31 protein-coding genes and 3 pseudogenes are annotated in these 25,961 nt (G+C 58.0%); 19 read left to right on the forward strand and 15 right to left on the reverse strand.

What is annotated here, in order from left to right; all coding sequences use genetic code 11:
- Nucleotides 1–419: 419 nt before the first annotated feature.
- Nucleotides 420–962 (reverse strand): arsenate reductase ArsC, encoded by a 543-nt coding sequence (locus FAZ95_RS03180; RefSeq protein WP_137331120.1) that lies wholly within the window; start codon nucleotides 960–962, stop codon nucleotides 420–422.
- Between the two features lie 391 nt (nucleotides 963–1,353).
- Between FAZ95_RS03180 and FAZ95_RS03185 the strand changes: the two genes are divergently transcribed.
- The gene (locus FAZ95_RS03185; RefSeq protein WP_137331121.1) at nucleotides 1,354–1,659 is read left to right on the forward strand and encodes an acylphosphatase; all 306 of its coding nucleotides are present in this window, start codon (nucleotides 1,354–1,356) and stop codon (nucleotides 1,657–1,659) included.
- Nucleotides 1,660–1,903: 244 nt separating this feature from the next.
- On the opposite strand, the pseudogene FAZ95_RS03190 reads toward FAZ95_RS03185, so the two are convergent.
- A pseudogene (locus FAZ95_RS03190) lies at nucleotides 1,904–2,146 on the reverse strand (branched-chain amino acid ABC transporter substrate-binding protein); the annotation flags it as partial.
- Nucleotides 2,147–2,281: 135 nt separating this feature from the next.
- Here FAZ95_RS03190 and FAZ95_RS03195 point away from each other — a divergent pair.
- The 4 genes from FAZ95_RS03195 to FAZ95_RS03210 all read left to right on the forward strand — a co-directional run bounded on the left by FAZ95_RS03195 (nucleotide 2,282) and on the right by FAZ95_RS03210 (nucleotide 4,533).
- The gene (locus FAZ95_RS03195; protein WP_137331122.1) at nucleotides 2,282–2,542 is read left to right on the forward strand and encodes a DUF1289 domain-containing protein; all 261 of its coding nucleotides are present in this window, start codon (nucleotides 2,282–2,284) and stop codon (nucleotides 2,540–2,542) included.
- 228 nt (nucleotides 2,543–2,770) lie between these two features.
- The gene (locus tag FAZ95_RS03200; protein ID WP_137331123.1) at nucleotides 2,771–3,349 is read left to right on the forward strand and encodes a hypothetical protein; all 579 of its coding nucleotides are present in this window, start codon (nucleotides 2,771–2,773) and stop codon (nucleotides 3,347–3,349) included.
- Between the two features lie 140 nt (nucleotides 3,350–3,489).
- Entirely contained in the window at nucleotides 3,490–3,942 is a 453-nt protein-coding gene (locus FAZ95_RS03205) for a cupin domain-containing protein (RefSeq protein ID WP_217497422.1), read from the forward strand.
- Between the two features lie 174 nt (nucleotides 3,943–4,116).
- The gene (locus FAZ95_RS03210) at nucleotides 4,117–4,533 is read left to right on the forward strand and encodes an H-NS family nucleoid-associated regulatory protein (protein ID WP_254699795.1); all 417 of its coding nucleotides are present in this window, start codon (nucleotides 4,117–4,119) and stop codon (nucleotides 4,531–4,533) included.
- 328 nt (nucleotides 4,534–4,861) lie between these two features.
- Here the strand turns inward: FAZ95_RS03210 and FAZ95_RS39720 are convergent, their stop codons facing one another.
- From FAZ95_RS39720 to FAZ95_RS03225, 3 genes are all read right to left on the reverse strand, one after another.
- The gene (locus tag FAZ95_RS39720; RefSeq protein WP_217497423.1) at nucleotides 4,862–5,098 is read right to left on the reverse strand and encodes a hypothetical protein; all 237 of its coding nucleotides are present in this window, start codon (nucleotides 5,096–5,098) and stop codon (nucleotides 4,862–4,864) included.
- A 53-nt stretch (nucleotides 5,099–5,151) separates the two neighbouring features.
- Nucleotides 5,152–5,403, reverse strand: coding sequence for a hypothetical protein (locus FAZ95_RS03220; RefSeq protein WP_137331125.1), 252 nt, complete (start codon nucleotides 5,401–5,403; stop codon nucleotides 5,152–5,154).
- A 258-nt stretch (nucleotides 5,404–5,661) separates the two neighbouring features.
- A complete protein-coding gene (locus tag FAZ95_RS03225; protein WP_254699796.1) occupies nucleotides 5,662–5,943 on the reverse strand; it encodes a hypothetical protein in 282 nt (93 codons plus the stop codon).
- Between the two features lie 155 nt (nucleotides 5,944–6,098).
- Between FAZ95_RS03225 and FAZ95_RS03230 the strand changes: the two genes are divergently transcribed.
- Nucleotides 6,099–6,809: a lysophospholipid acyltransferase family protein gene (locus FAZ95_RS03230; protein WP_137331126.1), complete on the forward strand. Its 711-nt coding sequence runs from the start codon at nucleotides 6,099–6,101 to the stop codon at nucleotides 6,807–6,809.
- A gap of 78 nt (nucleotides 6,810–6,887) precedes the next feature.
- On the opposite strand, the gene FAZ95_RS03235 is transcribed toward FAZ95_RS03230, so the two are convergent.
- Nucleotides 6,888–7,088, reverse strand: a complete 201-nt coding sequence (locus FAZ95_RS03235) for a hypothetical protein (RefSeq protein ID WP_137331127.1) — start codon at nucleotides 7,086–7,088, stop codon at nucleotides 6,888–6,890.
- Between the two features lie 348 nt (nucleotides 7,089–7,436).
- Nucleotides 7,437–7,751, reverse strand: coding sequence for a hypothetical protein (locus tag FAZ95_RS03245; RefSeq protein ID WP_137331129.1), 315 nt, complete (start codon nucleotides 7,749–7,751; stop codon nucleotides 7,437–7,439).
- 87 nt (nucleotides 7,752–7,838) lie between these two features.
- Here FAZ95_RS03245 and imuA point away from each other — a divergent pair, with 87 nt between their 5' ends.
- The 3 genes and pseudogenes from imuA (at nucleotide 7,839) to FAZ95_RS40995 (ending at nucleotide 10,293) form a co-directional block, all read left to right on the forward strand.
- The gene (gene imuA / locus FAZ95_RS03250; RefSeq protein ID WP_137331130.1) at nucleotides 7,839–8,546 is read left to right on the forward strand and encodes a translesion DNA synthesis-associated protein ImuA; all 708 of its coding nucleotides are present in this window, start codon (nucleotides 7,839–7,841) and stop codon (nucleotides 8,544–8,546) included.
- Nucleotides 8,476–9,384: pseudogene (locus FAZ95_RS03255) on the forward strand (Y-family DNA polymerase); the annotation flags it as partial. The gene imuA and the pseudogene FAZ95_RS03255, both read left to right, overlap by 71 nt.
- Before the next feature lie 327 nt (nucleotides 9,385–9,711).
- Entirely contained in the window at nucleotides 9,712–10,293 is a 582-nt protein-coding gene (locus FAZ95_RS40995) for a PKD domain-containing protein (protein WP_496543831.1), read from the forward strand.
- A 1,684-nt stretch (nucleotides 10,294–11,977) separates the two neighbouring features.
- On the opposite strand, the gene hfq is transcribed toward FAZ95_RS40995, so the two are convergent.
- Both hfq and FAZ95_RS03270 read right to left on the reverse strand, forming a co-directional pair.
- Complete coding sequence (gene hfq / locus FAZ95_RS03265) at nucleotides 11,978–12,223, reverse strand: RNA chaperone Hfq (RefSeq protein WP_137331132.1); 246 nt, start codon at nucleotides 12,221–12,223, stop codon at nucleotides 11,978–11,980.
- 77 nt (nucleotides 12,224–12,300) lie between these two features.
- Nucleotides 12,301–12,510 (reverse strand): hypothetical protein, encoded by a 210-nt coding sequence (locus FAZ95_RS03270; RefSeq protein ID WP_137331133.1) that lies wholly within the window; start codon nucleotides 12,508–12,510, stop codon nucleotides 12,301–12,303.
- A 595-nt stretch (nucleotides 12,511–13,105) separates the two neighbouring features.
- Between FAZ95_RS03270 and FAZ95_RS03275 the strand changes: the two genes are divergently transcribed.
- From FAZ95_RS03275 to FAZ95_RS03290, 4 genes and pseudogenes are all read left to right on the forward strand, one after another.
- A complete protein-coding gene (locus FAZ95_RS03275) occupies nucleotides 13,106–13,663 on the forward strand; it encodes a Uma2 family endonuclease (RefSeq protein WP_254699797.1) in 558 nt (185 codons plus the stop codon).
- A gap of 307 nt (nucleotides 13,664–13,970) precedes the next feature.
- Nucleotides 13,971–14,117 (forward strand): annotated as a pseudogene (locus tag FAZ95_RS39890) (lysophospholipid acyltransferase family protein); the annotation flags it as partial.
- 255 nt (nucleotides 14,118–14,372) lie between these two features.
- On the forward strand, nucleotides 14,373–14,876 hold the full coding sequence (locus FAZ95_RS03285; protein WP_137331134.1) for a hypothetical protein: 504 nt from the start codon (nucleotides 14,373–14,375) through the stop codon (nucleotides 14,874–14,876).
- Between the two features lie 695 nt (nucleotides 14,877–15,571).
- Nucleotides 15,572–16,111, forward strand: coding sequence for a hypothetical protein (locus FAZ95_RS03290; RefSeq protein ID WP_137331135.1), 540 nt, complete (start codon nucleotides 15,572–15,574; stop codon nucleotides 16,109–16,111).
- A 196-nt stretch (nucleotides 16,112–16,307) separates the two neighbouring features.
- On the opposite strand, the gene FAZ95_RS03295 is transcribed toward FAZ95_RS03290, so the two are convergent.
- The 4 genes from FAZ95_RS03295 to FAZ95_RS03310 form a co-directional block, all read right to left on the reverse strand.
- Entirely contained in the window at nucleotides 16,308–16,541 is a 234-nt protein-coding gene (locus tag FAZ95_RS03295; RefSeq protein WP_137331136.1) for a hypothetical protein, read from the reverse strand.
- Nucleotides 16,542–16,965: 424 nt separating this feature from the next.
- A complete protein-coding gene (locus FAZ95_RS03300; protein ID WP_137331137.1) occupies nucleotides 16,966–17,424 on the reverse strand; it encodes an HU family DNA-binding protein in 459 nt (152 codons plus the stop codon).
- 882 nt (nucleotides 17,425–18,306) lie between these two features.
- Nucleotides 18,307–18,864, reverse strand: a complete 558-nt coding sequence (locus tag FAZ95_RS03305) for a hypothetical protein (RefSeq protein ID WP_254699798.1) — start codon at nucleotides 18,862–18,864, stop codon at nucleotides 18,307–18,309.
- A 128-nt stretch (nucleotides 18,865–18,992) separates the two neighbouring features.
- Nucleotides 18,993–19,580, reverse strand: a complete 588-nt coding sequence (locus FAZ95_RS03310) for a hypothetical protein (RefSeq protein WP_137331138.1) — start codon at nucleotides 19,578–19,580, stop codon at nucleotides 18,993–18,995.
- A 685-nt stretch (nucleotides 19,581–20,265) separates the two neighbouring features.
- On the opposite strand from FAZ95_RS03310, the gene FAZ95_RS03315 reads away from it, so the two are divergent.
- Complete coding sequence (locus FAZ95_RS03315) at nucleotides 20,266–20,538, forward strand: hypothetical protein (RefSeq protein WP_137331139.1); 273 nt, start codon at nucleotides 20,266–20,268, stop codon at nucleotides 20,536–20,538.
- 402 nt (nucleotides 20,539–20,940) lie between these two features.
- On the opposite strand, the gene FAZ95_RS03320 is transcribed toward FAZ95_RS03315, so the two are convergent.
- Both FAZ95_RS03320 and FAZ95_RS03325 read right to left on the reverse strand, forming a co-directional pair.
- Nucleotides 20,941–21,249 carry an acylphosphatase gene (locus tag FAZ95_RS03320; protein ID WP_137331140.1) on the reverse strand — a complete coding sequence of 103 codons (309 nt, stop codon included), beginning with the start codon at nucleotides 21,247–21,249 and terminating at the stop codon, nucleotides 20,941–20,943.
- 344 nt (nucleotides 21,250–21,593) lie between these two features.
- Nucleotides 21,594–22,397 (reverse strand): alpha/beta hydrolase, encoded by an 804-nt coding sequence (locus FAZ95_RS03325; protein WP_137331141.1) that lies wholly within the window; start codon nucleotides 22,395–22,397, stop codon nucleotides 21,594–21,596.
- 457 nt (nucleotides 22,398–22,854) lie between these two features.
- Here FAZ95_RS03325 and FAZ95_RS03330 point away from each other — a divergent pair, with 457 nt between their 5' ends.
- The 5 genes from FAZ95_RS03330 (at nucleotide 22,855) to FAZ95_RS03350 (ending at nucleotide 25,820) form a co-directional block, all read left to right on the forward strand.
- Nucleotides 22,855–23,400, forward strand: a complete 546-nt coding sequence (locus FAZ95_RS03330; protein WP_254699799.1) for a Uma2 family endonuclease — start codon at nucleotides 22,855–22,857, stop codon at nucleotides 23,398–23,400.
- A gap of 163 nt (nucleotides 23,401–23,563) precedes the next feature.
- Nucleotides 23,564–23,800, forward strand: a complete 237-nt coding sequence (locus tag FAZ95_RS03335; protein WP_137331142.1) for a DUF2442 domain-containing protein — start codon at nucleotides 23,564–23,566, stop codon at nucleotides 23,798–23,800.
- A 272-nt stretch (nucleotides 23,801–24,072) separates the two neighbouring features.
- Nucleotides 24,073–24,276: a cold-shock protein gene (locus FAZ95_RS03340; protein WP_137331143.1), complete on the forward strand. Its 204-nt coding sequence runs from the start codon at nucleotides 24,073–24,075 to the stop codon at nucleotides 24,274–24,276.
- A gap of 282 nt (nucleotides 24,277–24,558) precedes the next feature.
- A complete protein-coding gene (locus FAZ95_RS03345; RefSeq protein WP_137331144.1) occupies nucleotides 24,559–24,855 on the forward strand; it encodes a helix-turn-helix domain-containing protein in 297 nt (98 codons plus the stop codon).
- 224 nt (nucleotides 24,856–25,079) lie between these two features.
- Nucleotides 25,080–25,820, forward strand: a complete 741-nt coding sequence (locus FAZ95_RS03350) for a 3-ketoacyl-ACP reductase (RefSeq protein WP_137331145.1) — start codon at nucleotides 25,080–25,082, stop codon at nucleotides 25,818–25,820.
- Nucleotides 25,821–25,961 lie beyond the last annotated feature (141 nt).

The following is a 25,961-nucleotide window of genomic DNA, read 5'->3' on the forward strand; positions in this document are numbered from 1 at the left end:
AAGGACGGCGTATCAGTTGTGAGCGTTTGAGAAAAAACGGCAAGAAACCACCGCATTGGCGGACTGGCGCGGCCGGAATCCTCGCCGCGCTCGCACAGGCGGTCGGCTTTGCCGCGGTGCTGAGGGCAATCGAGGAGCACGGGACAAGCGACGTGCCAGTGCCGCCGGGACCACCTTTTTTCCGGTTCAGCGATTGGGAAGAATCGGAACGAGCGTTGCTTGATGCCGGGTTCATCCAACCGGCCGTGCAGGAGGTGGACCAGACCCTGGTGCTTCGTGCGCCGGACACGCCTTTTCACATGCTCACGCGCGGTGGCGTCCGAGTTGCCGCGATGCGCTCAAGCGCTTCGGTGTGCAACTCCGATGCCGTTATCGCGTACCGTGATGATGACCTGCCGGAAAGACGACGGTTGCGCGTGTCAATGGATGAGGCGCACCTGCCGACTACGGTCAGCCGACAGACGGCAGTGCAATTCCGAAAAGCTTGGCTCCGTGCCGCCCATGGATTTTGGGGCAGAGGTAGAGGGCCGCGGCAATGAGATGAAAAGATTGACCCGCCGCAGAATCTGCCAGAAGACACTTTTGAACAAGCGAGCGCGCTCAGCATCGGTCACCATTACTGCAAGTGGGTCCGGGATGTTCCACTGACAACATTCGGGCCGTCCCGGAAACGCAGGCGCGTGGTATTCGGCAACCTGCTCACCCATCGCAATGACGACGTCCATCCTGGGGGCCCACTCGCCCGTGAATTCCAGCCAGCTCTTTGGATTGAGTCGGTCGAGGTCGGAAATGCCCGGGCGCAACTGCGCCATGGCGAGCGAATGAACGCGGGATGCCGGTTTGGCCCCGGCACTGAAAGCCTCGAACCGGTGACCGCCCAGCTCGCGCAGCAATGCCTCGGCCATGATGCTGCGTGCTGAATTGTCACTGCCGAGAAACAGCACTTTGTATTTCTTGGTCACTCCAGTCCCCGTACCTGATGGCGCCAAAAAACAGCCCGCGCGGTGGCGGGCTAACCCATATCATCATGGATATGAAAAAGAAGACTCCAATCTAGGCGTGCACCGAATGCGATGCAACATCGCAAAAATCCCGCCGTCGCGTTCGAGCAACGCGGATTGCTTGGTATCTAACGTGAAACGACGGAGCCCGCGCGCGACACGAGCCGGCATTGATTCCTCTTCAGCTTACCCCCAATTGCTTTCCCGTCACGCGTATGCTGCTCTGTGCGAGACGCGTGGGGACCGGCAGGGGCTGATTCGGCATTAGAGTGCTTATCGTATGCTGACTGAGTAGCAGGAAGTGGCGCCGGATGTCCCGTTCTGCGCCTCACCAAACCTCAGGGGACATGCGATGACGCCCGAAAACGATAGCGACCTGCAGACTCGAGTGGTCAGGGTCTACGGCCGCGTGCAAGGCGTAGGTTACAGGCAGGCTTGCATCGAGGAGGCCATGGCTGTGGGTATCACCGGTTGGGTGCGAAACCGCATGGATGGCTCTGTCGAGGCGGTGTTGCAGGGTAATCTCAAGCAACTCGACCGAATCTGCGATTGGCTGGTCGACGGTGCGCATGCGGCGCTGGTCGACCGGCTCGAATTCAAAGAGCTGGCTCCGCCAGTTGCTAGGTTCGATGAATTCAAACTCGCCGCGACGGTATAGCCGATATCAGGCGCCGTCTGTCATCGAGGCTAGGCAACCTCGACTTATCTCATTTGAATCCATCGCGAAGCGCCGAGCATGGTCGAAGGAAAACACCGGATGAGATTCGGACTGCGTTGGTGTCACCGGAGAGGCGAGGAAGTCCGCTCGTAGCGATACGGAGCACCTCGCCGCCGGCATGTACTTCAACTGTCGAAATAGCGAGCGTAATTTTCAGGAATGCTTCGTGACTACTTTATTGACGTCACTGGCCATACGGCACAGGCAGGCCGTCTTTGATGGTGTACACGGTTGTCGGTGCTCCCTTCAGGTCACCGTCGTCGTCGAAGGAATAGGTGCCTGCCACGCCCTTATAGTCCGTCTTCGCCAACTGAGCGATGATTTTTCCTTTGTCGGTTGTGGTTCCAGCTTTGACCATCGCGTCGGCGAGCAGTTTTACGCCGTCGTAGTAGCTGACCGCATATACCTGCGTGTCTGTATTGAAGGCGGCCTGCGTTCGCTTACGCCGGCGGAGGCGGGGCAAAACGTATGAATAGTCATGCCCCCAACCGCCTTGAAGCGCTTCAAGGGACTTTCACGTGTGACGGTGGACGTGAATCCAACCCGCATTGCGGTCTGAACCATGGCCGTCAATTCGCCGTGCATCGATGTGTGCAATCTTGATGGCAAGACGCGCCTCTGCGTAGGATGCTTTCGCACACTGGAGGAAATCCGGGGCTGGATGAAGATGACCGACCACCGGCGTCATCAGCTTATCAGTGACAGGTCCAGACGACAGGCAAAATTGATGCGGGAGCGCTGGACAATCGAAGGCAGATTGAGTGGCGACAATATCTCGAACAATCCGCCATCCTATGCGCCGGTTTCCGTTTTATCGGCTTAAATCCAGAGCATCCCATCCACGACGTGAGACGGTGCAAGCGCCTCCTTAATGGAGCTGTCGTGAACAGGAAAAATCGCTCTTTGTTCGGACTTTTGGTGCGGGTCATGACCGCCTGCATGGTGCTCATGGCATTCCTCAGTAATCGTTCCATCCAATAAACCCAGACACCCTTTGTCTTGCAGAAAGACAAAGAACCTTGCCGTATCCCTCGGAAACATGGAGGTTAAAATGAAAAGGTTGTCGGTCGCGATTGGATTGTCAGTGATATTAGCCTATGGAGGCTTGGCAATAGCAGAAGACTCTGGCCCATATCTGGTTGGGCACTGGAAGCTCGATGACAGCTTTTCGGATTTTAAGCCCCCATCATCAGCAATAACGACTGCTAATACAGAGTTTGTTTTCATCAACCCCACGTCGTTGACACTCGCGCTCGAATACGCTTTCTTTGATTCGCAGGGTACTTTTTGTGGCTGCGACCACGACACTCTCAAGCCCAATGGGCGCGTCCGCTACACCATGCTAGGGGAGTTGCAGGGTGGTCAGTTCAGTAGAAAGTTATGTCCCGGCACGAACGCGACGAATCCGCAGACCGACGGCGTGATGAAAACCATAGTCTTTACCAGTGGGTCTGCGAACACAGTTTACGTGGGCGATGCGGTACAGGCGGGTTACCAAATTGATTTGTTCGGGGGAGGGAGAACCGAAGCCGACTTGAAAGCTGTCGTTCTGAACCAGAACACACAGAATGAAATCAATTCGATTCACCAACAGTGCGCTGCTTTCACTCCAGTGCCTCCAACGAAGTAAAAAGAGATGCTCTCCAATAAGCCTGGACAAATCAAGCACTGGACATGGCGGGCTGTGGGTTCAGATGTCCTTCCACGGTATTGATGGCCTGGCTAGTTGCCAGGACAAGAGACAACGTAGTCAATAGGAATTGCCATGCCTTGACCGAAAAATTGGCTGATTACCGGAGGCGAAAAATGGGAACCTCATCCAAAGCGAAAGTAGGCTGCGTCGTTCCTAGTGGAGCCAGTTATACGTCCCAGCAAGGGTCTGTGTACGCCCCCGGTATCAGCAATGAGACGGTGGGCTCCGAAACGCTATTTCTCGGTGTGGTGACCATCCCGCCCAGCGGCAGAACAAAGGCTCATATTCACGAACGCCACGATTCAGCGCATTACATGCTTAGTGGAAGTGAAGTCGAGTTTTACACAGGCGAGGAACTTGAAGACCGGCAAGTGGCCCATCCTGGCGACTACATCTTTACTCCTGCTGGCGTTCCGCATGTGGCCGTCAACCGTGGCTCGACGCCCGCCGTCTTCGTTACCGCACGCAACGAACCCACGGCCCAGGAAAGCGTTGTCATGCTTCCAGAACTCGATGCCAAAGTTCCCTGATGCCGGTCCCTCGTTATTTGGCGGTCGACATGATGTGCGCTAACGAAGGGCACGGAGAGGCGCCGAGCTGTTAACGAGGAGCGGTCACCCAACCTGAATTGTCGCGTGCAGCGGCTAGTCCTGCGACAATTCTGCCCCGCGAAGACCAGCGCAAGTACTGCAGCCGACGCCGGTGTGGTGAGCAAGTCTAAAGCAGCGCTCAAGGCAGTTAGCAAGAGCGCAACGAAGGGCAGGTTTCCAGCGAAATACTGCAACCCGAAGACTGGCGAAACATGGAGCGGTCATGCTCGGCCGCCCAAGTGGATTGCTAACGTCAAAGACCGCTCGATTTATCTGATTGCAGGGGCCGGGTCCGAGGTGGCGACGGAACCAGCCGCTGCGAGCAAGAAGAAAACTGCGACCAAAAAAGCGGCAGCGGCGAAAACGCCTGCTAAGAATGTTGTCGCGAAGAAGGATGCAGCCAAGAAGGCGCTGAGCGCGAAGACAGTTGCGAGCACGAAGGCGCCGGTGAAGAAGGCGTCGTTGAGGGAAGCCGTGCCGGTCGCAAGCAAGAAGGCATCAGCGAATGGAGAACCGGTCGCGGAAGCGTAACGCCCGTTATGCCGGATGCTACCGTCGAACCCAGCACCACCTCCGCGGCCTAAAACGGCTTTTAATCTTCCGGCGGAACGACGAATATTTCGTTCCGCCGAGTGACTCGAGCCACCCGGGTCATGCCACTGCATCGGCTCAAACATGTCGGCGGGCTTAGTGAAGTGACATGAGCTTGTGTCTTCGCTGGCTCTTGTGCCAGTGACAAGAATGCCTATTGCATCAATCACTTATCGCGGCTGCCCGCATCTTGTTCACAGCCTTGCCAACAAAATCTGGGGATAAGTGACGGCCTCGCAGATGTGGTGCTCGGCCTTCGCTTCGCCCGCTACTGCGCGCGTGGCGCCTGACGTTGTGCAGCTTGCTCTTCAGCATGCTTCTTTGCCAGGTGGTGTCCCACAATGCAGCCGCCGACGGCTCCGACAACTGCGTGGTGTCCTGCGTAGTGGCCGGCTACGCCGCCGGCCACCGCGCCCTTCATACAGCCTGCTGCGTTTGCTGTTCCGGCTGTCACGAGTGCTACCGTGGTAACCGCCGCGAGCATCTTGAGTCGGTATTTCTTCATGGAATGTCAGTCGTCGTTGGTATGCGCTGGATATGCGGCCTATCGGCGTCGCATCAATAACCCCGGTGGTCACGGTCGTGCCACTCTCGCTCATGCCATTCGTGTTCACGCCACTCCCGCGCGCGCCCGTCATCGTAGCCGCCATAAGCGACCGCGACGGGGGCCGGAGCGACGTAGACCGGCTGCGGAGCATAGACAACGCCAGGAACACCAACACCGATTGCCACATCAACGTGGGCGGACGCTGCAGTCGAAACTGCCAGGACGGCGACTCCCAATACTGCGCCGAGAATTTTCCTGTTCATTTCGCTACTCCTCGCACGTCGCGTGCATTCATGGGGAACACGGCTTGGAGTGTAGGTGGTGGGTCCGGACACAGGTGAAACGGTCGTGCGAGATTGGTAACAGGTGATTACCCCCCTCAGCGTTCCATCCAGCACAGCGCCTTCTGCCAGAGTTCGGTCGTCATCGAATCAAACCAACCATCGCGGTCAGCGTCGGGCAACAAGAGAAGTTGCGCATGCGGATGAGCACATTGCAGTTGAAGCTCTTAGCTGCGCCTTTCATGTGGCGGGCAAAAGCGACCGAGCCTGCGTAAGAAGCGCGTGCGACGCGGCAAACTCATTACGCCCAGCCATGGTGAGTGCGGCCTCGCCGGTGCGCGCGAAAAGCTCGTCGTCGGACGTCTCGACCGCATTCAATCCAAGACCAAGTTGGTCGAATCGGCGAAAGAACGCGAGCATTTGGAACGCATCGAACCGCCAGTCTTGGGGGCCGGCCTTGGCTAAAATCTCGGCGGCTGCTGCCAGTTGCCGCGTGGCTGCGAGGAATTCAGAGCGCTCCACGATGGTCTCCTCATAAGTCGGCGTCACCGGTTCTTCTGAGAGACTATGCTCAGGTCTTCAACTGCGCCAGACGCGCGAACGTACCGCCTACCGCGCAGTCTCTATTGGTAGCGACGAAAACCTCCTGCTGCCAGGCCCTCCTCATTCGGCTCACCATGCGCTCCACATTCATCAAATGGCTGTTCATTGTGTACTTGCTCGGCAGCGGAACGTTGTACTCGATAGGGATACTGTTGCTCTTCCCCTTCGTCGGGAGGTCCGGACGCTACTGGCTGGCGGCGCAGTGGTGTCGCGCAATGGTTGTCGTGATGCGCTGGCTGCCCGGTATCACATGTTCGGTGGAAGGGCTCGAGCATCTTCCGGAAGGACCTTCAATAATCTTGTGCCGCCATGAATCGACGTGGGAGACCTTGGCGTTCCTCGCTGTGTTTCCACGACGCATTAGCTTTGTGTTCAAGGAAGACCTCCTGCGGATTCCGTTCTTCGGATGGGTGCTGCGTGGCCTCGACATGGTCAGCCTGAATCGAGGCTCGCCGCGCCAGGCGCATCTGGCCGTGACACAGGAATGTGCCGAGCGGCTGGCAAAGGGCGACGTCGTCGTCATATTCCCGGAAGGAACCCGGGTGCCGCACGGTGCGCCATTGAGACTGACGTCGGGCGGAATTCGTCTGGCATGCGCGACTGGCACTCCGGTCGTCCCTGTCGTCCACAACGCGGGAAGAGTTTGGCCCGCGAAGGGGTGGCCTGACGGGGTGGGTCACATCCGGGTGGTTGTTGGTCCCGCACTTTCACCTCAAGACACGTCACAACAGGAATTGAGCCGGGCAGTTCACGACTGGATGAAAACGGCCTTGCGGCAGCTCTGACGACCTCCGCTGCCAAGCGGCTTCACCCCTTAGGGTACAGGTCGTGCCGAATATTGATTGCGGTTTGCTCCCGCGAACTCAACCGTGGCTGTCTACCCACGCACGGCACCAGTCGAGGCCAACGAACTCCCCTTCGTCCTCGCTTTCAAAACTGCCCAACACGCCCGACGCTTCGACGAGCTTATTGCTGCGCGTAATGGTGCCGCTGGCGGCGTACCCGTGGCTCTGCCGGATGGCGTGTCCCCAGATTGAATATCCCTTGTAAAGCTCCGCGTCCATCAGCGGGTCACCTCTGGGAGGGGACCATGTGAATCGACGCGCAGGACGTTACCTCCGGGTGTCAGCAACGGTGGGAGATTCTGCACCTGGGGTGCGGCGTTGACAGGAACGGTATGCGCCACGTGTGCGTGCTTCATTGGTTTCGGGGCGCTGACCATGACGCGGGTTGGTTTCGACTTCGTCGCGCGGCTTGCCGATACTCGGTGTGTCGCCGGCCTGTGAGGTGTGTGGCTGTTGGCGTGCGGCGTCTGCCTGGCCTCCGGCGGATTCCAGACCTCCGAGTAGTGTTCGCCGGCATTGGCAATCGAGGCTCCCGCCAGCAACATCACACTCAGCACTCGCAACATCTCATCTCCCAACCTTCGAGGCAAATTCGGCTACTTGGCTGCACTGGATGTCTTGGCCGACGCATGCGCCGTCGCAGCCTGCGCAATAGTGCCTGTCGTGCAATGTTTTGTCGACACGCCAGACATTGTGCTCGGATGTGCTGGCTGTTCCGACAGAGCGGCCATTTTCGCGGGCATAAAAGGTCGGCTCGCCCGCCTTCCCGCGCCGAATAGCCTCGTCAATGACCGCGTCGCCGAATGCCGCTTTCAGCTCGGCGACGAAGGCGGCTATCTCCGGCATCGGATGACCAACCGGTTTGCGAACTCGGGCGTCCATGGCGCGATGCTCCCAAAAAGTGCCAGTTCACTACCGGCGATTTTGGGATAGGATACTGTATAAATATACAGGTGTCTTGCGCTACCTATGGTCGCAGTTCCAGTCCGTGCCGAAGAGATTCACCCGTCCCTGTGGCGAGCCTCGCAGCTCGCGCGGGGGCGCGGTCGCATCGTGGAAACGGGCTATCCAGCGCTATCGGCGGAGCTGCCCGGTGGTGGCTGGCCAGTCGGCGCGCTGGTGGACCTGCTGGTGCAGCAAGCCGGCGTGGGCGAGCTGCGTTTGCTGCGGCCAGCGCTCAGCGCCGTCGGGAATCGGCCGGTTGCATTCGTGCAGCCGCCACATAAGCCGGACGGTCTTGGGCTGAGCTACATCGGTCTCCCCATCGAGCAAGTGCTGCGCGTGAAAGCGCATAAAACTGCGGACGCGCTCTGGTCAGCGGAGCATATTCTTCGAGCGGGTAGCTGCAGCGCACTGATTTTCTGGACGCAGTACGCGCAGGCGTCATCACTTCGACGTTTGCACCTTGCAGCGCAGTCGTCGGAAACGCTTTTTGTGATGGTGAGGCCCCTCTCCGCCGCACAGGATTCGTCACCGGCGCTTTTGCGGTTGGCGCTAAGACCATCGGCCGACGGCTTGACTGTCGATATCGTGAAACGACGAGGGCCCTCTCGCGCAGAGCCCCTATCGATTCCCCTCCAACCAACCCCGGTTTTGCTTTCCCGACATGCGCGTCTTTCTCGCCGTTCATCTGCCGAAGCTGCCGCTCGAAGCATTCCGACCGAAGTGGTCGCCTGAGCCAGCTCACGGCAGTGCTGTGCTTGAGAAAGACAAGGTTGTCATCGCGGACAGCGCGGCTCGCGCGGCCGGCGTGCGTGTTGGGTTGAAACGCGGTGGGGTGCTCACCCTGTCTCCTGATACAGAGATGTACGAGCGTGACCCTGGTCGCGAAGCGGCTGCACAACTTGAGGTAGGAGTGGCCTTAATGCGATTCTCGCCGGAGGTTGCGTTGCTTGAAGAAGCGACAGTCGTTGTGGAGGTCGGTGCGAGCCTGCGTCTGTTCGGAGGACTGCTCGCGCTATGCCGCGAAGCAAAGGCTGTGCTGGCGACGCTGGGATTTACCGCGCGCGTCAGCGCGGCTCCTACCGGTCAGGGCGCATTGCTGCTTGCGAAATACGGGAACCGTCGAGTGCTGAAATTGGCATCGCTCGAACAACGGCTGTCCGTGTTGCCGATGATGGCTGTGCCGGAGGTCCGCCCGTTCGGAGAGTGGTTCTCCGGGCTCGGCTGCGAGACCATCGCCGACGTAAGACGCCTGCCACGCGCCGGCTTGCAGCGGCGATGCGGTGAACATCTGCTTGATTCGCTCGACCGCGCGTTCGGCACGGCCCCGGAACTGTTCGACTGGCTCGAGCTGCCGCCAACTTTCTCAGCGCGCGTTGAGATGCCCGACCGGCTCGAGCATGCGGACGGCGCAGTCTTTGGTGCTCATCGACTAATTGTGCAGTTGTGCGGATGGCTTTGCGCGAAGCAGCTTGCGGTTACAGCGATAAAGCTGCTACTGGAACACGAGCGTGGGCGCAACGCCATCGAACCAACGACCATCGACATTGCGTTGGGGGCGCCGACATGGCGATGCACGTCACACGACGCCGTGCGAAGCCGGTTGTTATCCCGCCACAACCCCTTTCCTCAAAGGAGTCCCGCCGTGTGCAGACATCTTATGTTCCTATTGGGCGTGGTGTCGCTTTTGATGGGACTGGGTGCAGCGCAGAGTGCGCTGGCAACGACCACGCTGACTTTCGATGAATTTCAAACGGGAACCGGTGTTACGAACCAATACGAGAATCTCGGGGTGTTGGTTTCTGGCGCGACCGCTTTAGCTGCCGCAGCTTTAGCCGCCACATCTCGCCCTTGGCCTGCCAACACCCCGCCGAACATAGCCTACTCACCACTTGGCCTGATGACGTTTACCTTGAACCCCACCGTCACCGGCAACGTTCAATCGGTGTCGGCGTACCTCTCGGAGGGCGCGGGCGTCAATGTCGGCATCTACGCCTATGACGCTTCGGGGACCCTGGTTGGGCAGGCGATTGCGCCCGCCAATGCCGTTAATACGTTGGTGTCCGTCACCTCCACGGGCAACCCGATTGCTACGGTCCAGATTCATGACGGCAGAGGCGCCTTCTTCGAAGTCGATACCGTGACGTTCACCACTGCGGCCGATGTCATACCGGTAGCCAATGCCGGCCCCAACCGGGAAGGAGAGGTTGGGGAACGCGTCACGTTAAATGGCACCAAGAGTTACGACCCGGACACCCCGCCGCAGCCAATGACGTACCTCTGGACGCAAGTCTCGGGGCCGGCCACGGTGACGCTCACGGGCGCTAGCATGGCCACGCCGAGCTTCAAGCCGACTGTCGTCGGCGTGTACGTGTTCTCGCTGGTCGTCAGCGACGGTGTGAGCAGCAGCAAGCCCGCGACCGTGAAAGTCTACTTTGAGCCAGCCAACAGTTGCGCGCATTGCAATCCGATGACGAAGTAACTCACTGGAGGCGCGTGGGCGGCACAACCCCGACAGTTCGTCGAATTCGATGACGTGTGTGGCCAGACCGAGGCGCATGGCGGGCGTCTTCCGGTCCTTGCCGGCCCGGCATTAGTTGTAGGTAGACGCGGAAGATGTGGAGGACCTATTCCGCATTCTGCGGCCGTTCTGAAATAACGTCTTTAACAACGAGAGTGAAGTGAAAATTCTAACCTGGGTTGTGATATCAAGCCTTCTCTACAGTGCGTCGATTTTCGCTGAGGTGCCGTATCGCCAACCATCGCCTTCCAGCATTTTGCCGGCCAGGCGAAAGAAGATGTCAAGATTGGCTCGCTGGGCTTCTGTCCCGCCGGAGTCACGAATCTGGACATAAAGGAGGCGCTCAGCGAACGTCTCGTTGTCGCGTAACAATTCTCGGATGTGCCGTCGCGTTCGGCCCGGCTTGATGTTTCAGTCTCACGAACGATGCTGGATGACCCTCCGCCGTTGTGGTGAGGGCAGGTCAACTGCGCAGTTAGGAACCCATCAGCCAGTATGGCAGCCCGTTCTTGGTTCTGCGGGAAAGTCCGGCGCGGTCATCCACCGGTGTCGGGGTGCGGATGACATAGTGCAGGTCCGTGACCACCGGCCGATTCGCAAAAGCATACGAGTGGTTCAGGTGGCCAATTCCGTGGCCGGTAGGCATTGAGACACTCGCCGTGCCATAAGTCAAGCTGCGCCAACGGTGACGAACTGATGAAGCGCGTCGTCTGGAAGCCCCGTGTCGGCGTGCATCTTCGGCACCGGCTCCGCAGGCGTATTGGTCTCAGCAGCGATTGCCTGTACATCCACATCAGCGTTGGGTTGCGCGATGCTGTCCCTCCGAGCGTCGACAGACGCAGGCGGTGCAAACGGCGAAGATTTCATTACAGGACGGTGGCGGTTGGGATGCCAATTGAGTCGGCCTATCACGTGACACTCTGTGTAGAAGCGTATTTCCTCGCAGCGACCCACTGGATTCGTTTGCACCATTCATTGCGATGGGGCTTTCGCCCAGCGGTCATCATCGCGATATGTGACGAAGTCGCGGAACAGCACGTCCCTCTGTTTCCAGGGAAGCCCGTATTCTGACAGTGGAACTTCCTCGACCCGAAGGCGACAAAAGCGGTTGACGCCAAAGAGGAGCGGGCCTTCGAGCAAGTGTTCCGACAGAGTCTTCGTCGAGTGAGGTGTTTCGACGCGCCTTTGCTCACACGCGAACGACACGCCTTGCGGGCACTAGCTTTCGACCGCAAGCATCAGCTTCTTTGCCGCGTCATACATTCGTAGCTTGAAACACATACGCTTGGTCGGGATGGAGTCACGCGGAGCATTGCACGCCATGAATCGTCACCAGAAGTTAGATGCACATCTGGAGAGCACTCACAATAACAACGGTTCCAGGCGGGCCTTCGCAGCACGGCTGGATATGACCATCAAGCGCGCGAAGGTTACTTCCGGTCGGGTGGCCAAGTCACTCGGTGTACCGGAACGCGACGTGACCCTTTGGCGTGCCGGAGTTACCGTTCCGAAGAGTACGGATTGTGAGCGCCTTTCTGAACTTCTCGACGTGGACGTCGCGTGGCTATGCGCAAGTGAAGCGTAGGCCACAGCATGTCATTGCGGTTCTCATCGGGCGGGAGCTCGCAAATTGTTCGGCTTGTCGCTATTCACCGGCGCGTCCGCTCGGGTCGCGAGCTGGGCTCCTACCATTGACCGGCATCACGGTCGAAATGGCATGTTTGAAAACAAGTTGCACGCTTGGACCAGACTCCAGCAGAACTGCAAACTGGTCAAAGCCGGCCAGTTGACCGCTCAATCTGATACCGTTCACGAGGAACACGTTTACGGTGGTCTTGTCCTTTACGAGCGCCTGCAGAAAGTCGTCTTGTACGCAGGGGGCGGCGGTCATGTTCTGACGTCAATGCGATGGACGCCTCGATTGTAGCGCCGATACCTGAAGCCACCAGCCAGTCCAGAGGGAGTGTGTTACTGCGACTCGAGGGCGTCGAGGCGCGCTTGCATAGTGTCGTCCGGGTGTTGGTCGTGGTACGCATCGGACAACTGTAAGCATAACTGAGCAAGTGATGCCAGGTCCATGGCCTGGTCTGCGTGCTCGACCTCTCCTGCGTTGAGCACGTCATCGAGGGCCGGAGCGAGACGGCGCAATCGACGGAAAGTGGCGTCGTCAAGTTTCATGTTGAACCTCCTTTCGTCGGCCGGTAGAGCGAATGCTCAAGGGCACCTCCCCACGGTTTTTTGGCTGCGCCCGGCCTGCTGCCTTGCCGGTCGGACCTGCTGGCGCGGACCCAAGGAATTATTTGAATGTCTCTGCCCATGAGGGACGCATAACATCCGGGCAGGCCTATGGAGCCAGTATTCATATGCCAAGGTTCGAGGCACGCACGCCAAAAAAAGGGTGCGGATTGCCCGCTCGGGCGCCGCCATGGTCCGTATATTCAGACCCGATGCTTCCTCTGGCGGCCCGGTTTTCACCTCTCAGTCAATCGACTGCTTGACATCGTAAAGCATCAAATTGTTAGGCGCTCGAATGCCCCTCTCATGTGCGGATGTTGCTGCTTCGCACAATAAATCTGAGAAACTAGATGAACATCAGACTGCGAGTGGATACAGCGTACGGGGACGAGCCGCGCCAGTCGGTGCCGGCGACGTAAAAGCGCGTTTGTTTGCATCTCGACTAGCATAGCCTAAATTGTGCGCCGCACCATTACATACCAATTGTCAAGCCCCGACCAGAGGGTTTACGCTTACGTCACTTACCTGCGAGACAACTATGGGCACACCTGCACTTCTGGACCGCCACGAACTTCTCGCCGCGTGGCATCGCCTTGTTCCCGAAGCAGAACCTGCCGGGCGCCACCGATATGAGCTAGACGAACTCGGCGAAGCGATACTGAATCGCGCCCCGTCAGCCAGGCGCCAGATAGTGCTCACCGACGTCTACTGCCACCTCACCGAACAGATTGGTCACCTTGCCGCCATGTCGGTGGCAGTTACGACCTTGTCATTTGGCATCAGGGTTCCGGACGTCGTGTGGATGCCGTGGGACAAGTGGGAAAGTTTCGACCGCGACGACCCGGCGCCGTTTGTCCCAGACCTGTGCGTCGAGGTGTTGCTGGATAGCGACCGGACGCAGGACATCGACCGAAGGGTAAAAGGCTATCTGGAAGGCGGTGCCTCTGAAGTCATTGTTGTCAGCCAGCGGAGACAGATTGAATTCTGGGGAGCCCGGGGCCAGCGGCAAGCTTCGATGTTCGGGATAGCGCTATCACTTGACCGCATGTATTTCGAAGAAGGCAATGTAGCCGCCGTACCGGATGTTCGGTCTTGAAAACATGTCGTCCACATGAGGTTCACATATGGCGAACCGCGGCGACTCGTTCGCATGAATGCCTGGCGCAATCATCGTTCGACGCGCCGTCGACTCGGCGTGAAACTGGGGTGCCGGTGATGCAACGACCGGCTCCCAGGTATGCGCAGAATCGACGCCGCTCAATTGCCGGGTCCAAGCCGCTTCGGCGATGCCTGCTGCGCCAGGCCACTGCCGAGATGCCAACGCGCGAACGTATAGCCTACCGGGCAGTCGCTATTGGTAGCGACGAAACCGCCGCTGCCAGACCCACTTCATTTGGCTCACCATGCGCTCCACGTTCAACAAATGGCTGTTCATTGTCTACCTGCTCGGCAGCGGGACGTTGTACTCGATATTGATACTGGCGCTATTCCCGTTCGTCCGGAGGTCCGGCCGCTACTGGCTGGCGACGCAGTGGTGTCGTGCAATGGTTGGTTCATGGCACCTGCGACATCGCTGAGGATGACGACGCCCATCTGAGGAGGGAGCAGCGCAGACGTTGAACGCGACGCGTGCGGCGCGTCGGGCATCCTTGATGACAGGGACCGGCCGTACTACGAGCATCGGATGGCAGCATAACGGTGTGAACCATTTCGAACCGGTCCGTGCTCGATAAAAGCGGCTTCTAGTAACATTGCGACATTGATTAAGCACCGCAGTGAACCAAGCATCGAATAGCAGACACCGAATGGACATTTTCTACTACTGGCAGAAGCTCGAGCAGAACCTCAAGAACAACCAGGTTGGCTACTTTGGCTCCAACAATACGAGAGTCATTCAACTCGCAGAGCGGTTGCCAAAGCGCATTTGGGTATTCAAAACCCCGAAGGGGATGAAAGGGTCTATCCAGTTGGTCGGCTCGCTGCTTGTCAGTGATGCCCCATGCGTAGCTGTGGCTACCGACTACCCCAATGTCATCTACTACGACCCGTTCTCGCCTGAATCCGTGATGTTCACGGACTCGGGTACGCAAGAGCGCATCCACGAGGTCTCTGCCTACTTCCAGTATCGCTTCCACTCTGCGTTCAGCGCCAATTTCAATGGCGATGCCGGTGTGCAAGCCATGGAATCGGATGTCGTCCGCGGGTTTGAAGCGCTGGTTTCTGATTGGGGCACATGCCAGATGCTGGAGCGAGTCAAGGACCGCTGGAAGGTTCAGCCCATCAATCCGTTTGCGAAGCAATCAACTTGACGTCACGGAACGGCTTTCGTTGCATGTGGGCAATGAGCCAATCCGTCGAGTTGTCATCGATTGTAGAAACCGGTTGGGTAACTGAATGGTAGATTTTTCCATGAGGAAGGTCGTACCTGCCGCTGTCCTCACGTTCGTTGCAGGTAAACGGCCATGCGAAAGGGGGTTTGAAGCTGCCGGTCCCGCACACGGCCGCAAGCGAGGTAGCAGCGACGGCGACGAGTGAATAACGCGAGTCGCGTTGGATTTGGCCACACCCAGCAAGATGCTCATGACGGCAACCTCCTGTTGACGCAGCTACCCGTTGCAACGACCGTGCCGATGGAGATAGGCCTTAACCCCTGCATTGTGGCTAGGGGCTGCGCACAGGGCTGCCTCAATTGTGCCCAGCGTGCGGCGGGCGAAAGAACGACGCGATGTTGGGTTCAGACTAACACTTCACCGTATTCGCTCCGCCCGAAGCCAACGCCTACGCTCCGCACGTGTTGTCCGGCGCCCCGGTTTGGAAGTCGTGACGCTTCATGCTTGTGGACGAGCCCGACAAGCTGATTCAGCGCCGCGGTCGCGTCATCGATTCCAGACAGTTCGTCCTCCACGTAGCCGAGACACTCAGGAAAATTCGAAGATGCCCTTGACTTCCACAAGGACGTGATGCGTCTTATATTTATCGTACCTGGCGGCCCGAGGAGGGAGGAATGGGACATTTTCGAAAGTGGTCGGCGGTGCTCGCACTGGCGTCAACATGCTGGTTATCCATGGGCCCGTCGGTGCAGGCGAAGGCGTTTTCGGCCGAACTCCGGTTTGATATCAAAAAGGGCGAGCCCGGCCAGCCAAATGAATACACAAAGCTAGAGTTCCTGGATGGCAGCAACCGATATGTCGCACTAGTCCGGCGAACGGGGCGGGTGGTGGACAGCGGGATGCTTCGCGGGGCGATGGTGCAGGAATGGGGGTTCCACGAGGTAACGCTCGGACCGAACGCCAATGGTCGAGGAACCGGCTATCTCGTTATCACCCGTGGCCCGGGCAACTTGTTGTATCTCAAGACGCAACTGCGGCAAATCTCTGTGTCAACCAAAGCCGGCGAACCGCACTCTGTTTTCAATGGCCTCTGGGAAATCAGCGGCGCGACTGGAACATTTAGCGGGCTGCAGGGAGCTGGCACGCTCCGAATCAACCGGCTATCTGAAAGTGAGCGTCAATGGCTGTTAGACGGAGAGATTTCCGAGCCCTAGCTCAGGAAGGACGAACACTATCGGCCGCAGAATCGGTGGCGACTACTTCGCCATCTACGGTCGAGTCGGGCGCTCGGCGGCCTAAAGGTCGCGGTCACTTGCCCGGTGGCACCTCGAATGTCGAGTCCGCTGGGCCATCCGGACCGCGACGTGTTTTGGGCCGGTGTCGCGCGGACTTTATAGCTATCGACGGAACTCAATAGCCGCCCCAGCGAGCACGCTCGCGCCATTCATGCTCCCGCCACTCCCGGCGTTCGCGCCATTCCCTCGCGCGCCAATCGTCGTACCCACCGTAAGCCACTGCTACCGGCCGTGCATAAACCGGGCCGGAAATTCCAACACCCACAGGTACGTCATCACATGCTGACGCCGCTGTCGATAGCGCCAATACAGCAAAGCCGAGTGCTGCACCAAGTACCTTCTTGTTCATCTCATACTCCTCGCACGTCGAGTGCAATGTTAGTGACTACGGCTCGAAGTGTAGGCAGCGATGCCGGACACAGGTGCAACGGACGCGCCAGAGTCGTAACGCCGCATTACGGAAGTCAGCGCAGGGTGTGATAGTCGGCGGTCATGTCAGGAAAGCGGGCGCACGGCTGGGGATGAGATGCGTGCATCCAGTGTCACATGCGACAACTCGAGTCCCTCATAGCAGACCCTATCGATTGCCTCGGTGAGAACCCGGCCTGAAAAGACGCGGCGGTTCAAGCGATGAGTGACGCGTCATGGCGATTTGGGCGCGACCCATCAACGCACGCCGGACGTCCTCTGCTAACTGCCCGATAGTGACGGCATAGAAGCAAACAAGCCCCTCAGACTTCCGTCTAGAGGGGCTTCCTTCCAAGCGGCTCGGTTTAGAGCGCGGCGTCCTTCAGCTTCTTCAGCGGGCGCACTTTCAGACGCACCGAAGCGGGCTTCGCGGCGAACCACTTGTCTTCACCCGTGAACGGGTCCTTGCCGAAACGCTTCTTCTTTGCCGGCACGTCCTGAGCAACAACCTTCAGCAGACCGGGCAGCGTGAACTCCTTCGCGCCCTTCTTGTGGACCGACGCGAGCACCGTTTCTTCCAGTGCGGCCATCAAAGCCTTCGCGGCTTTCGGCTCGACACCTGCGCGCTCGGCAAGGTGGAGGGCGAGCGAAGCCTTCGTGAACGAATCCTTGATGGGCTTCAGCGGCGCAGCGGTGACCGCCTTCTTCGTCACAGGAGCCGCAGCCTTTTTCACCGTCGGCGCCTTCGCCTTTTTCTCGACCGGAGTCACCGCTTTCTTCGGAGCCGGCTTTGCTGCAGCTTTCGTTGCACTCGTTGTTGCCATAGATTCCACGTCATTGGTCAAAGGTTGACCTGAGACCTTTGCCTTTGCGTAGTCACCGACAATGCGCAAAGGTCCAAATCCTCAGGTTGGCGCTAGCGTAGCAACTCGGATTTGAATCCGCAACGGGCGAGGTCCTTAAACAAGGGGTTTGGCGCCGACGTGACGCAAAAACAGCGACCTGTACGCCTCCAGAGAGGGCTACGCCCACGTAAACGGCTATGCGAAAGGGTTTAAAGCACGGGCAGGAGGAGCAAACCTCTCGCGCGAGTCCAACCTCGGGTGTCTGGGAGCGCGCCGAGGGCAGCAAAGCGACGATTCCGAAGGCGATGGAAGATGCGCTTCCGGAGCCACAGTCCGATAACGAGCGGGGGTAAAAGCACTCATCGACAAGTTCAATGTCGAGCAGGTGAGTGAGACGCCCGAAGATGCAGGGCCGGGAGGTGGCGGAGGGCGAAAAAGACGAGAATATTGCTTTGAAGTTTAGGCCGACTGCCGCGCGACATGATGGTTGCTTTCGGCACCACGGCGGACGAGTCGGGAGACTGTGGATTGGCGCGATGACCCGTTTGCGGGCAGCCCGCTCGCACGGCAGGAAGACCATTCGCGTTAGGCGCGGTGCAGCATCCTGCACGAAGTGCCGATAACGCCGGATTGCGCGGAGATGGGTTGTTGTAGTCGCGTAGCGGTTGGGGGCGGTGTATTTCCAGCGGAAGTCGCCTCTGCGAGGAAGCGCGGGAAATGAGTTTTCATGTTCTGCTCGCCGTGTGCGGCAAGTGGCAATGCGGGGGCGAGGTGCGGCACCTCGTTGCGCAGCGGCCTCGATATGTCGCATCTGCTGACAGGGCGGATAACGTCCAACGTCACGAAGCTTTGGACTCGACATTATTCTTTTTCCATCCAGTACTGGCCTTCGCACTTGGTGTCATTCAACCCTTTCGAAATGTCGACATCGGTTAATACGCGCAACGTGCCACGAATCCGGCGCAGCTTGCCTGTCCCACCTGTGAACACAAGGTTACCCACGACAGTTCGAGTGGTGGACGACTGGCCAGCCGCTTGAGCTACGTCTTCGAACTTGCCAAAAATCTTCTCGCCATTTGCCATGTTGAAGACGTAATAGGCCAAAACGAGACCATTGCCGCCCATAGTGTCACTTTCGCCTCGAGTCCAGTAGTTTTTGACTTGCACGCCGGCAAAGCCAGGCGGGTTCTCAGGAAAAGTTCGAAGAATTTCGAAAAGCCGGACGGTATGACCCGGCACATCGCCGACATCCAACGTGAGTTGCTGGGTGAACTTCGAGTTCTGTGCATGCACTTCAAAGGAAACCTTGGTGGGCGGCGCAGACTGTGCCAAAGTTTGTTGGCTTCCAAGCGACGCCACGCTAAAGGCAATGAGCAAAATTGCGAGGCTACGCGCGCGGGCTTGAATCGACTGAGCCATGGCAATCCTACATTCATCAAAATTCAATGTTCAGTTATCCTGATATAGTGAAGCCTTCGCATACCGGCCGCCGTACCAAGTGGCGGCCGGGGGCGCCCGACCGCGGCGCCGGCTAAAATCCCGTGGACTCAGTGCGCTTGCTCGTGCCCCTGTCTGACTCTGACAGAATGAGCGCTTGCCTGGATGGCTATGTCGCAACCGCCGGTGGTGCTGTTGCAAAGTGTCCCATCTTGCGCGGGAGCGCCACTTGTAAGATGCTGTGAGCTCGTGACACCGAAGATTTCGTTGCCGTTGTCGACGACAACGATTTGTTGCGTGAGCGTGTTGCCATTGTTCACAAAAGTGACGGTCAGTTGGCCGGTGCAATCCGAACTCACACTGTAGGAAAGCGATTCGTTGGACGCGAAGGAATCGGGCGGCGAGCCTGGCCTTACCATGCCGTTGAACATTGCAAAGTCAACCTGCGAGCCTCCTCCGGCACCATCAAATGTCGGCAGGGCAACGGCGTCGATAATAACGGGAGCGGCATAGGGGTGGAGCACCTGATTTGGGGCGGTCCCTGTGAGGATTCCGAGCGACTGCGCATGAATCGACGTGCCGTATGCGCCTTTCAGGGTCGCGGTTGTGCATGCGTTGTCCTCTGCCAGGGCTAGGCTGTTCAGTGACAGCAATACAATCGCGGCGGCCGCCGCTTTCTTGAATAATCCGCTAGACATGTTCATCTCCTGTCTACAATCGGTTAGCGAAATTGTTAAAAAATCTCGCACGTCCTGCTGCTCAACCCCTGTTCTGCTTGCCTCCCTTTGATAGAGCCTCTATTGAGCGTCGCGACTTCGCGGTTAGGGATGGGCGTCGGAGCCCTAACGCGTCCTATCCCCCATTGGCCGGCGTCGACGAAGCCGCATCATGGGTGGCTGCCGCACCGGCACTCTCGCCACCGCCACCGCATCCAGCTAACGCCGTTCCAAGGAAGGTGACGATTGCTGCGGTCTGCAAAGCTTTCTTAATGAACGGGACCAAATCATTCATGACAAACTCAACGAACCAAAGCGCGTTCTTGGTGGAGAAACGAAATCGCGTGGAGCAAGAGCGAGCGAACAATGACCAACGCGATGCCGGGCAGCAATGGCGTAATAAGTTGGCCGAAAATATTTTGAGACTGCTATTCGGGCGAATCGATACCTTGGCTCCGTGTTCAGACTTGAGCCAACTGACGGGGCAAGCTACGCGATTTCGAAGCACAAGCGTCCGCGCTCACGCTTTAGCTTGCCCAATGCCTGCTAAAACGGTCGTTTGGTCGAGTGCGACTCGTGGTGACCTTTTGAGTCTGCATCCGCATTAAGATTGCGCGGCCTTAGTTGTTATAGACACGGCCTGAAAGGACCGGCAGACAAAAACACGGTGGAATTTGCCAGTATTTGGGCTTCGCGCAATAAACGGGCTGAATTACAAAGCGACGCAATTCAAACCCTGCTTGGCAAATACGAGGAACAACGGTGCCTGCATCTGCTGTTTAACCCAGATGGTTTTCCACGTATCTACGTTTACAAGGGCGATGGTTTTCCCCTTGTAACGCTGCAACACAAGCACTTGAGACCCGAGGCACCGGCCTGCTCGTGCAAGGAGGCAAACGAGCGTTTCAAAAAGCACAAATCAGGCTTCAGACAAGCGTGAGGAGAGTCGTTACTTCTGCTGTATCGTGCCGACGTCAACTGTTCGATTTGCCGGACGAGATGTCTCTCCCCAGATTAGGAACGCGAGACGCGGAACCGGCCGAGGGGGCGGCGCCGCGCTAGTCTGCAAGACTATGTCCCAATCCTGGCCTTTCAAGCTTGACGCTACGCTGACCCGAAGATTTCGGATTTGTAATCTGGGCGCGGCGACAGGCCAAGCTGCAGCGCGAATCTCCAGTGTTATCGTCCGAACAACCGCTAACGCAGGACACCTGAGTCGACGGGAAGCGCCGCCAACGATTAGCAACTCTGAGTCTCCCTTGAGTCGAACCATCAACAGGAATGCCGCGAGTGCAGGGACGGTAGAAAAGCGAGTCCTCCAAGAGTCGCTACTTGTTATCACTCACTGGGTGGGCAGCCGCTCGAAGGTGTCAAAACGAGCAAACGGCGGCTGCACCTCGGTTACCTCGAGCGCGTCGACAAGCGCTGCGGACATCCCCTCGCTGAGCCAGGCACACATGGTCGCCAACTGCTCCGGAGAGCCCTGCAGCATCGCCTCCACCGAACCATCCATCCGGTTGCGAACCCAGCCTGTTACGCCAATCGCTTTGGCGCGGCGTACGCACGCTTCCCGATAGCCGATACCCTGTACTTCACCACGCACCTGTACCAGCCGGGTTTCGAGCGGCTCGTCCTTATCGCCTGATTCCATGCGCGTACTCCATCATGATGAGGTACCTGCGAAGGCGCTTAGATGCAGCGGCTCGCATGTCCCGGGGGGAAACGGATAGCAGAGCTGCCATTGTCCGGAAAACGAGGTATCGTTTTCGCCCGAGTTACGCGACTGCTGCCAATTTTCAATCGCCTCGTTCGCCACGTATACGCATGATGGCATGCCTTGGTTCAGGTCTGGCAACAACGAAGTGCGCACTTTGGAGCATCGAATTAGAGCCGTGCCGGTTGGCCGTGAGGTCCTTCACATGATGCACATTCGTGCCGGCAAGTCTTCGGTTTGCCGGGAGCGGTAGCCAATGACACCGAGGATGTCGCCTACCATCAGCGTTGCATCCAATTCAGCACCATCTCCCAGTTTTCGGCCGTCATCGATTCAAACCAACCGTCGTGGCTCGCGTTGGGCAATGAGAGAAATTGCGCATGCGGATGAAGTCGTGCAAGCCGTTCGGCGTGCCAGACCGGAATGACGGTATCGTCCGCAGCGCCGACTACGACGACGGGGCCTTCGAATCGTTTCAGCGCGTCGACTGAGTCAAACGGGTCATGCAATATCCAGCGAACTGGAAACCATGTCAGCCTTTCAGCTGCGACGCTGGCGAGCGAATCCCATGGCGTGATGAGCAGCACGCCGGCGACGGACGACTCCTGGCCGGAGATAGCTTGCGCAGCCATACCCGCACCGAGTGATTCGCCAACAAGAAATATGGGGCCCGCCCACTGGGCGTTGGCGTCGGAGAGCGCACTGCGCGATGCTGCCAGAGCGGCTTTCATTGTCCGCGCTCCCTCTCGCCTGCCGTAGCCGGGATATTCGACCAGCAATGCACGATAGCCGGCATGGACGAATACCGAGGCAAGCCGCAGCTTGTCCTCGGCAGACTCGGCATTGCCGTGATAGATAGCGACAGTGCCATGAGGCGATTGGTTGGCTGGGTTGACGACATATCCCGCGAATCGCCCGTTAGATTGCCAAGGCTGCACTTGAAAGTCGCCGTGACGTCCAACTTGGAGAGCTGTTGCTCGAGGCGCTGGAGGGAGTATCAGGCGGTCTTGAAAAAGGTAGAGAGCAGCTATAGCCACCAAGTAGACGATGATGGCGACGCGGAGGGCAGACCAGAGTAACGACATATCGATTCCTAGCCTACGGGCTGTTTCTAAATTTGCTTTGGCAAGCGCGAGCGCGGCCTCTTCGCAGTCAAAGGCGATGTGCTGTGATTTTCCTGCGGGTTCCGGATACGCGCTCCTGCGTATCCATAATTTCGTGGCGAGGCAATTCGTCCCCCTTGCAGTGTTGGGTGGTCCTACGTTGTACCGTCGACCTCTCATGCAAAGGCCAGCGCGATATCCGCTGCTGACTCAGCGCTCTGGATTTTCGACGCACCTTCCTCTGACGATTGGCTTCTCGACTGCACCGTCTGGCGGCACAAGCTTCGCGCCGGTCGTTCCGCAAACGAACCCCATCCACGGCGCGCTTTTAAGCTAGGTCGATTGTGCGGTGCACACATACATAATTTGCGAAGTCCGTTGTGCAACCCGTTCCGGAGGGTATACGCTTAAGCAAATCCCCTACGAGAGGTGTGTGTACTTGACTACTCTCCTGGAACGCGATGGATTGCTGGCGACGTGGCGCCGCCTGACCAACCGAGATGAGTTTGGTCAATGCAACGGCAACGAGTTGGACGAGCGCGGCGAGAAAGTGACGAATTCCCAACCGTCAGCGCGTCGCCAAATCGTGGTCACGGACGTGTTTTGCCAAATCACCGAGCAGATGGGGCATCTCGCTGCGATGTGCGTCGCTGTGACGACTCCGATGTTTGGTATCCGCGTGCCGGATGTTGTCTGGATGCCGTGTGAAAGGTGGGAAAGCTTCGACCATGACGACCCGGTGCCCTTTGTCCCGGACCTTTGTGTTGAAGTGCTGCTTGACACGGACAGGACGCAGGAGCTCGACCGGAGAATCGCAAGCTACCTGGGCGGCGGCGCCCGCGAAGTCATTGTGATTGACCGGTGCGGGCAGGTTCAATTCTGGGGGCTGGAAGGCCGGCGACCAGCTTCAGTGCTCGGCGTGTCGCTATCGCTCGAGCCCATGTATTTTGACGAAGGGACGTCCTCCGCGCCCGTTGTTCATTGAGTGTTGCAGGTTGTCCCGAATACAGACCGGGCGTTCAAGGCAATTCGTGGTGATGGCTTGTCCTGTTGGCACCCGCGTCTCTCGGTCGGCCGGGGCAATTTCGCTTGGATGGACCTTAGCAGCGGCCTATGCTTTAAGCCGCCATCAGGTCAAGGAGACGGCCATGCGTGTCGACGCGGTTGACGTGCATTTTGATAGCACGCACCTATTCCTCGAACTGTCTGACGGGCGGAAAATTCGTTTGCCGTTGCGTTTGTTTCCTGTACTCGACGTGGCCACTGCGGCCGAACGCGAACACTTCGCGATTTCTATTGACCATCAACAGCTGCTTTGGCCTGAGCTTGACGAAGAGATGAGCGTCGCAGCTCTCATGCGTACGGTACCGGAGTCCAAGCATTAGCTGGATGTTGTCGCTAAGAGCCGCCGTTTCCGGTAATAAAAACTCCAAAAGTTTTGGATTCGGTCACTTTTTCTTAGACGTTTGAACGCTTAGCAAAAATGTCCAGCCTGTATGTCGAAAAGGTCAATTGTGACAAGGCTAAGTCTTGTCACATCGGCGTAAACTCGCATGTCTTATACTCATTTCCTTGTGTTACAAGTAGTCTCTCGCAGCCGTCGCCGCTTCGGCGACGTGTAGTCAATACAATAGAACGATTGTTTTAAATCCAGGAAATGGCAACAGGTAAAGTCAAGTGGTTTAACGATGCAAAGGGTTTTGGGTTCATCACGCCGGACGATGGCGGCGAGGACCTCTTTGCGCACTTCTCCGAAATTCAGGCAAAAGGCTTCAAGTCCCTGCAGGAAAACCAACCGGTGACGTTCGACGTCAAGCAGGGGCCGAAGGGTAAGCAAGCGGCCAATATTCAGCCGCGGTAATCCGTCGCCTCTCATCACGCTTTATCAAAGACAAATGGCTCTCTACGAGCCATCGAATTAGCTTGCCGTCGGGTCGAGGCCTGTTCGTGCGTAACGACGATACGCATGGACATGCCGCGAGCCGCCATCTTGCATGGCCGTGCTAGATACGTTTTAGCGATAAAGACATTGGGTTCGTTTGTGTCAATCCGCGTGTCCGGACTTGAAATTGCCAAGACGAGTGGCTAGCGTTAGCCGGTGCGCCGGCAACTACAACAACATTCCTGAGAGATATCGAACAACATGAATCGACGCGCTCAAACCATCGAGCACCTCGAGCGTAGCGGCGAGGACAGCAGCCTGAGGCGTGCGCTTGCTGCACGCCTTGATACTGCCTTTAAGCGTGCCGGCATCAGCTCCGCTCGGGCCGCCAAGTGGCTCAATGTGAGCGAGAGCGAGGTGCAGTTCTGGCGCCAAGGCATCACGGTTTCACCGCTCAATGTTTTCACGCGGATTGCCGCTTTTCTCAATCTTGACGTCTACTGGCTTTGCACGGGCCACACACCGGGCGCTGCCGCTGCCTTTGAAGGTGCCGCTTAGGCGGGCCGAGTTCGGCGACCTTTAGTCTAATGCCGGGACACGCTCGCTGCTCGAAGAGACGTGCTTGAACTGAAGCGCTTTGGAGTCGCTGCATGGACCGTCATCATGTACCTCGAACTGAAGCAGAAAGGTAGTAGTGCTACGAAATGGTGTGAATTCCAGGACCTTACCGTTGAATGTGCACGAAAATCTTGGACGCAAACCCTAACCGAGGAGTAAGAGACATGACGAAGCGGATTGCATATGTAACCGGAGGCATGGGGGGAATCGGAACGGCAATATGCCAGCGTTTGCACAAGGATGGATTCACGGTGGTGGCGGGCTGTGGAGTGAACTCCCCGCGACGGGCTCGCTGGCTGGCAGAGCAAGCCGAACTGGGTTTCTCCTTTGTCGCGTCGGAGGGCAATGTCGCCGACTGGGAATCGACTGAGGCGGCCTTTGCGAAGGTGAAGAAGGAGGTCGGCGACATCGACGTGCTCGTGAACAACGCCGGCATCACGCGGGACGGCGTGTTTCGCAAGATGTCACGGGAGAATTGGAGCGACGTCATTGCCACCAACCTCACCAGCCTGTTCAACGTGACCAAGCAGGTCATCGAGGAGATGGTCGGTAAGCAGTGGGGCCGAATCATCAACATCTCGTCCGTGAACGGGCAGAAGGGGCAATTTGGCCAGACCAACTACTCGACGGCCAAAGCGGGCATTCACGGCTTTACGATGTCGCTTGCCCAGGAGGTTGCGACCAAGGGCATCACGGTAAACACGGTTTCCCCTGGGTATATCGGGACTGACATGGTTCGTGCAGTGCGTCCGGAAGTATTGGAGGCAATCGTTCAGAGCATTCCGGTGCGCCGTCTGGGAGAGGCATCTGAGATAGCGTCGATTGTCTCTTGGCTGGCTAGCGATGAAGCGGCATTCGCGACGGGAGCCGACTTCTCGTTGAACGGTGGCTTGCACATGTGCTAGCGATTGCCGGCACCTGAAAGACGATGCTAAGCCGATGAACTCCGGCGCTTGCAATGGGCGCCGGACTTACTACGACGAACAGGTATTCAAGCACGCCGCCTGCTGGACCCGCACCGCATTTGCGCTGCGAAACCGTACTTG

The sequence above is a fragment of the Trinickia violacea genome (assembly GCF_005280735.1).
GTDB lineage: Bacteria > Pseudomonadota > Gammaproteobacteria > Burkholderiales > Burkholderiaceae > Trinickia_A > Trinickia_A violacea.

What these genes read in the sequence shown, in the direction of transcription:
- FAZ95_RS03185 (WP_137331121.1), top strand. Translation starts at nt 1,354, where the DNA reads ATGACGCCCGAAAACGATAGCGACCTGCAGACTCGAGTGGTCAGGGTC.
- FAZ95_RS03195 (WP_137331122.1), top strand. Translation starts at nt 2,282, where the DNA reads ATGGCCGTCAATTCGCCGTGCATCGATGTGTGCAATCTTGATGGCAAG.
- FAZ95_RS03200 (WP_137331123.1), top strand. Translation starts at nt 2,771, where the DNA reads ATGAAAAGGTTGTCGGTCGCGATTGGATTGTCAGTGATATTAGCCTAT.
- FAZ95_RS39720 (WP_217497423.1), bottom strand. Translation starts at nt 5,098, where the DNA reads ATGAAGAAATACCGACTCAAGATGCTCGCGGCGGTTACCACGGTAGCA.
- FAZ95_RS03220 (WP_137331125.1), bottom strand. Translation starts at nt 5,403, where the DNA reads ATGAACAGGAAAATTCTCGGCGCAGTATTGGGAGTCGCCGTCCTGGCA.
- FAZ95_RS03230 (WP_137331126.1), top strand. Translation starts at nt 6,099, where the DNA reads ATGCGCTCCACATTCATCAAATGGCTGTTCATTGTGTACTTGCTCGGC.
- FAZ95_RS03235 (WP_137331127.1), bottom strand. Translation starts at nt 7,088, where the DNA reads ATGGACGCGGAGCTTTACAAGGGATATTCAATCTGGGGACACGCCATC.
- FAZ95_RS03245 (WP_137331129.1), bottom strand. Translation starts at nt 7,751, where the DNA reads ATGGACGCCCGAGTTCGCAAACCGGTTGGTCATCCGATGCCGGAGATA.
- imuA (WP_137331130.1), top strand. Translation starts at nt 7,839, where the DNA reads ATGGTCGCAGTTCCAGTCCGTGCCGAAGAGATTCACCCGTCCCTGTGG.
- FAZ95_RS40995 (WP_496543831.1), top strand. Translation starts at nt 9,712, where the DNA reads ATGACGTTTACCTTGAACCCCACCGTCACCGGCAACGTTCAATCGGTG.
- hfq (WP_137331132.1), bottom strand. Translation starts at nt 12,223, where the DNA reads ATGACCGCCGCCCCCTGCGTACAAGACGACTTTCTGCAGGCGCTCGTA.
- FAZ95_RS03270 (WP_137331133.1), bottom strand. Translation starts at nt 12,510, where the DNA reads ATGAAACTTGACGACGCCACTTTCCGTCGATTGCGCCGTCTCGCTCCG.
- FAZ95_RS03275 (WP_254699797.1), top strand. Translation starts at nt 13,106, where the DNA reads ATGGGCACACCTGCACTTCTGGACCGCCACGAACTTCTCGCCGCGTGG.
- FAZ95_RS03285 (WP_137331134.1), top strand. Translation starts at nt 14,373, where the DNA reads ATGGACATTTTCTACTACTGGCAGAAGCTCGAGCAGAACCTCAAGAAC.
- FAZ95_RS03290 (WP_137331135.1), top strand. Translation starts at nt 15,572, where the DNA reads ATGGGACATTTTCGAAAGTGGTCGGCGGTGCTCGCACTGGCGTCAACA.
- FAZ95_RS03295 (WP_137331136.1), bottom strand. Translation starts at nt 16,541, where the DNA reads ATGAACAAGAAGGTACTTGGTGCAGCACTCGGCTTTGCTGTATTGGCG.
- FAZ95_RS03300 (WP_137331137.1), bottom strand. Translation starts at nt 17,424, where the DNA reads ATGGCAACAACGAGTGCAACGAAAGCTGCAGCAAAGCCGGCTCCGAAG.
- FAZ95_RS03305 (WP_254699798.1), bottom strand. Translation starts at nt 18,864, where the DNA reads ATGGCTCAGTCGATTCAAGCCCGCGCGCGTAGCCTCGCAATTTTGCTC.
- FAZ95_RS03310 (WP_137331138.1), bottom strand. Translation starts at nt 19,580, where the DNA reads ATGTCTAGCGGATTATTCAAGAAAGCGGCGGCCGCCGCGATTGTATTG.
- FAZ95_RS03320 (WP_137331140.1), bottom strand. Translation starts at nt 21,249, where the DNA reads ATGGAATCAGGCGATAAGGACGAGCCGCTCGAAACCCGGCTGGTACAG.
- FAZ95_RS03325 (WP_137331141.1), bottom strand. Translation starts at nt 22,397, where the DNA reads ATGTCGTTACTCTGGTCTGCCCTCCGCGTCGCCATCATCGTCTACTTG.
- FAZ95_RS03335 (WP_137331142.1), top strand. Translation starts at nt 23,564, where the DNA reads ATGCGTGTCGACGCGGTTGACGTGCATTTTGATAGCACGCACCTATTC.
- FAZ95_RS03340 (WP_137331143.1), top strand. Translation starts at nt 24,073, where the DNA reads ATGGCAACAGGTAAAGTCAAGTGGTTTAACGATGCAAAGGGTTTTGGG.
- FAZ95_RS03345 (WP_137331144.1), top strand. Translation starts at nt 24,559, where the DNA reads ATGAATCGACGCGCTCAAACCATCGAGCACCTCGAGCGTAGCGGCGAG.
- FAZ95_RS03350 (WP_137331145.1), top strand. Translation starts at nt 25,080, where the DNA reads ATGACGAAGCGGATTGCATATGTAACCGGAGGCATGGGGGGAATCGGA.